Origin of the sequence: Streptomyces sp. NPDC000151 (assembly GCF_040301705.1) — a bacterium.
GTDB lineage: Bacteria > Actinomycetota > Actinomycetes > Streptomycetales > Streptomycetaceae > Streptomyces.
Genome location: NZ_JBEPFC010000264.1, coordinates 1 through 4,711, shown reverse-complemented (window position 1 = coordinate 4,711; position 4,711 = coordinate 1). Strand labels below are relative to the sequence as shown.

4 protein-coding genes are annotated in these 4,711 nt (G+C 69.5%); 1 reads left to right on the top strand and 3 read right to left on the bottom strand.

Annotation, left to right across the window (positions count from 1 at the left end):
• Window positions 1–250: 250 nt before the first annotated feature.
• The gene (locus tag ABT381_RS35160) at window positions 251–1,027 is read left to right on the top strand and encodes a class I SAM-dependent methyltransferase (protein WP_351601997.1); all 777 of its coding nucleotides are present in this window, start codon (window positions 251–253) and stop codon (window positions 1,025–1,027) included.
• Window positions 1,028–1,040: 13 nt separating this feature from the next.
• Here the strand turns inward: ABT381_RS35160 and ABT381_RS35155 are convergent, their stop codons facing one another.
• The 3 genes from ABT381_RS35155 to ABT381_RS35145 form a co-directional block, all read right to left on the bottom strand.
• Entirely contained in the window at window positions 1,041–2,099 is a 1,059-nt protein-coding gene (locus ABT381_RS35155) for a hypothetical protein (protein ID WP_351601994.1), read from the bottom strand.
• Between the two features lie 379 nt (window positions 2,100–2,478).
• Window positions 2,479–4,008 (bottom strand): glycine betaine/L-proline transporter ProP, encoded by a 1,530-nt coding sequence (gene proP, locus ABT381_RS35150; RefSeq protein ID WP_351601991.1) that lies wholly within the window; start codon window positions 4,006–4,008, stop codon window positions 2,479–2,481.
• A gap of 380 nt (window positions 4,009–4,388) precedes the next feature.
• The coding region (locus ABT381_RS35145; RefSeq protein ID WP_351601988.1) for a helix-turn-helix domain-containing protein at window positions 4,389–4,711 on the bottom strand (323 nt) is incomplete at its 5' end.

Here is a 4,711-nt window from a genome sequence, read left to right as displayed (position 1 = left end):
GGCTTTTTTTTGGCCCGCCGTCGGCTACCCGCCCCGGGCCCCCACATACCTGTACCTGAGCCCCACCACCCCCGGCCTGTTCTCACCCCGCGGGGGGGGGCCGCCCCCCCCCCCCCCCGACTCCTCGCCCCCTCCCCATGAGCGCACCCGCACCCTGACCACCCGCACTCTGACCATCTATACACTCCGTTTATACATGCCATGTATAGTCCACGACGATCTTCGCCTCACGTTGGACGTTGGAGTACACATGGCCACGAAGAAGAACCTGGTCGCCAACCGCGCCGCCCTCGCCCACAAGGTCCGGTACGCCATAGGCCACCCGCACCGCATCGCCCCGTACGTCAAGCGCGCGGCCCGGGACCGCTGGCTGGCCTTCAAGCACCCGGACCACGTCGGTTACTACCGCGCCGTCATGGCCTCCGACACCCGCCGCAACCCCGAGGCCGCCGTCGGCAGCCAGACGCACGACCGGTGGCTCGCGCTCGGGAAGATGCAGTTCGACTACCTCCGTGAGCACGGCCTGAAGCCGGAGTCCCGGATGCTCGACATCGGCTGCGGGAACCTCCGCGCCGGCTGGCACTTCATCGAGTACCTCGACGCCGGCAACTACTACGGCATCGACATCTCCCCCGACATCCTCATCGCCGCGAAGCAGACGCTGACCGCCCAGGGCCTCCAGGGCAAGGTCCCGCACCTGACCATCACCCAGGACCTCACCCTGGACTTCCTCCCGGACGCCCACTTCGACGTCGTGCACGCGCACAGCGTCTTCTCGCACTCCCCCATCGAGATCATCGAGGAGTGCCTCGCGCACGTCGGCCGCATCCTGGCCCCCGGCGGCTTCTTCGACTTCACCTTCGACCGCACCACGGGCGCCGAACACCAGGTCCTCCGCGAGGACTTCTACTACCGCACCGAAACCCTCATCGCCCTCGCCGCGAAGCACGGCCTGAAGGCCCGCTTCATGGACGACTGGGAGACGAGAGGGCACGGCCAGTCCAAGATCCGCGTCACGGCCGGCTGAGCGGCCGGCTGCCTCAGGTGGCGGTCTTCCCCGTTCGCACAGGCCGCCGGTCCTCCGGCCGCTGGAGGGCACGGAAGTCGTCGAAGAACCCGTAGTTGTGGGCGGGCAGACCGTCGTCAGGCCGCTCGACGGTGCGGTTGGCGTAGAGGCTGTTCAGCAGCCAGGGATCCTTCTGCGGCCCGAAGTCCTGTGCCATGGCGGCTGCTTGGGTGACGCCGTAGGTCGCCACGGCCAGGCGCCCCGTGCCCCGGAGCCGGCCCACCTGGTTCCGCAGGAAGTGCTTGTGGCTCTCGAACCAGGGGCTCATGGAGAGGAAGTCGCGCCACCGCTCCTCCGGCACGGGATGCGCGAGGGCTTGCTTGATCACCTGCCACACCCGGGTGTCCGGCGGAAGGTGGTAGCGGCGCGCGTACGGGGCGGGAACGGTGTCGTTCAGGTGCAGCTTCCACAGCTGTACCAGTGAGAACTCGGTGACCAGGAACTTCTGGTCCTTCCGGAGCCGGGGAAGCACGTAGTCGAGGTACGCCTGGATGCCCTCCGGGGCGTTCACATGGGGGTGGATGTCCACGCCCTCGATCTCCCGCGTGGCGCGCGTGAAGGACAGCCAGCGATCGGTGGCCCTGGCCCGCTTGTCGGGCTGGTCGAGGAAGTTGAGCGCGCCCATGTAGAGGCGGGTCCGGCAGCCGTCGGGGAAGTGCTTCTTCCGGTAGGTGATGACGTGCGCCGCGACCTTCTCGTAGAACGCGTTCAGCGCGCCGGAGTCGCGGTCCCGCGGAAGGCTCTCGATGAACGGCTCGTTGCCGATGGCGAGAACGTCGACGGTGTCGAGCACGGTGTGCAGGACCTTGTCGACCCGGTCGAGTTCCGTGGCCATTTCGGGGCCGTCCGGCCGGGGTATCGCCCGGTGGTTGTACGGGAACTTCAGCGAGAGCACCGTGCCGTAGCCACGCTTGTGGGCAGCCAGGAGCTTCGAGACGGCCCGCTGCCGAGAGGCGTCTTCCCCGACCTCGGGCATCGGCACGAACCCTCGGAGCCAGCTCGCGGAGAGATCGCCCAGTTCATCGAACGTCACGCTGTCCGGGTCCTCGTTGAAGTTCGCTCCCAGTACGCCGCGCGGACCGTCGGCGCTGCCTCCGCCGGCCGAGCGGTGGCTGACCTGCCCCGCGGGCCGTTGCTCACCGTTGGTGCATCCCGCGGCCACAAGAGCCCCGCCCGACAGTGCAAGAAGACGCCGCCGCGTAATCAATTCCCACTCACTTTCCCTGCTGGCGCGTGCGGTACGGCCGCTAAGGCCCCACCGGCCGTACCGCCCGGCCGACCACGGCGCTTTCCTGACCGGCAGTCAACTACCCTGCCCGACCGTCCCGGCCCTACGCATGCCCGGCCCCGCTGACACGTGTGCCCCGGCCGGGTAGGGGCCAGGGGCACACGGGGCGTCGGAACGAGGGCGGCTACTCGTCGTCCTTCCGGCCGTGGTGCCGCGGCAAGCGGCCATGGCGGAGGCCGATCCAGACGTCGCGGGCGCGGCGGCCGGCTCGGGTGCGGCTGTGGGCGACGAGTTGGCGGGCCTGTTGCTCGTTCTCGACCATGTGCGAGGAGCCGCGCAGCGGCTTGCCCGCCGTCTCGTGGAGGAAGATGGCCGAGATGACGCCGATGATGCCGGCCGCCATCAGGTAGTACGCGGGCACCAACTTGTCCTTCGTGGACTCCACCAGCGCCGAGGCGACCAGTGGTGTCGTGCCGCCGAAGATCGAGACGGAGACGTTGAAGGCGACGGACAGGCCGCCGTAGCGCAGGTGGGTGGGGAAGAGCGCGGGCAGGGTGGAGGCGCTGGTGCCCGCGAAGCAGACCAGGAGCAGGCCGAGGATCACGCAGCCGATCGCGGGGAGCAGGATGCCGCCCTGCTTGATGAGCAGGAACGCGGGGATCGCCAGGATGACCATCGCCCCGCCCGCCCACAGGAACATGGGGCGGCGTCCGAAGCGGTCGGAGGAGCGTCCGACGGTGGTGATCGTCAGGACGACCAGCACCATCGTGCCGAGGACCAGGAGCTGTGCCGTCAGGCTCGGTTCGCCGAGGGTGGTGGTCATGTAGGTGGGCAGGTAGGAGGTGACCATGTAGTTGGTCACGTTGTAGAGCAGCACCAGGCCCATGCAGATGAGGATGGCCTCCCAGTGGTGCGTGAACAGCTCCTTCAGGCGGCCCTTGCCGGACATCCGGGCCTGCTCGACCGGGTCGACCTCCATGGAGCCGTCCCGCTGCGCCTCCTTGTGCTTGGCCTCGACCTCCTGGAAGGCCGGGGTCTCCTCCAGCTTCATCCGCATGTAGAGGCCGATCAGGCCCAGCGGCCCGGCGACGTAGAAGGGGATGCGCCAGCCCCAGGAGAGCATCTGGTCGTCGCTGAGCACGGCGGTCAGTACGGTGACGAGGCCGGAGCCGAAGGAGTACCCGACGAAGGTGCCGAAGTCGAGCCAGCTGCCGAGGAAGCCGCGTTTGCGGTCCGGTGAGTACTCCGCGATGTACGTCGTGGCGCCCGCGTACTCGCCGCCGGTCGAAAAGCCCTGCACCAGCCGGCAGAGCAACAGCAGTATGGCCGCGGCCAGGCCGATGGCGTCGTAGCTCGGCAGGAAGCCGACCGCGAAGGTGCTGATCGCCATCATGATCATGGTGGCGGCGAGCACCCGCTGGCGTCCGATGCGGTCACCCAGCGGCCCGAAGACCAGGCCGCCGAGCGGGCGCACGAGGAAGGCGGCGGCGAACGTGGCGAAGGTGGAGATCACCTGCGCGCCGGGCGAGCTGGAGGGGAAGAAGACCTTGCCGAGAGTGGGGGCGACGTAGGCGTAGACGCCGAAGTCGAACCACTCCATCGTGTTGCCCAGGGCCGCGGCCGAAACCGCCCGTCTGACCTGGGGTTTGTCGACAACGGTGACATCCTCGGGGGCCACCGAGCGCTTGCGTCGGCGTAGCAGCGTACGCACCATGCGCTCGGTCCGTACGCTGCCCGATCCGTACCCGGCGGACTGCGTACTCTTGCGCGCTTGCCTGGATCGTTCGTTCTGCCCGTGTTTCATGGCTCCGCGTACTCGTCGTCGGGTCGGGTGGCATGGGCGGGTGCCGTCCGGAGGGCGGGTGACCGCCACGACTGGCACGCTTTCGTCATCCTATTGCCGGTTTGCCCCACTGGGCACAGTTTGCCGGTGCGCGCGCCGTCCGTACCGTAAGCTCCCACCGGCCCCCGCCTACCCACATGACCGCGGACAAACGGCCCAATCCTCGGTCTCCGGTCCTCGGTCCGCGCCCTTCCGCCCCCGGCCCTCACCCCCGGACCTCGGTACCCGCTCCCGGGCGTGTCCGCCGCCGTTCACCCGTCCAGCGGTGCGCGCCGGAACACGCCGGGCGGCACGCCGTAGACGCGCTGGAACCAGCGGCTGAAGTGCGCCTGGTCGGCGAAGCCGGTGGCGGCCGCGGCGTCGGCGGGCGTGGTCCCGGCGGCCAGCAACGAACGGGCCCGGCGCAGCCGCAGTTGGCGCTGGTAGTCGCTGGGCGCGAGGCCGTACTCGGCGCGGAAGGCCCGGTAGAGCGCGAACCGGCTGCACCCGGCGGCCGCCGCCAGCCGCTCGGCGGGTACAGCCTCCAGGTACGCCTCCGCCAGCAGATCCCGCGCCCGGCGCGCGGCCTGCCGGC

Excerpts from the sequence above, each read along its gene's own strand:
- ABT381_RS35160 (WP_351601997.1), top strand. The coding sequence starts at position 251 with ATGGCCACGAAGAAGAACCTGGTCGCCAACCGCGCCGCCCTCGCCCAC.
- proP (WP_351601991.1), bottom strand. The coding sequence starts at position 4,008 with ATGGTGCGTACGCTGCTACGCCGACGCAAGCGCTCGGTGGCCCCCGAG.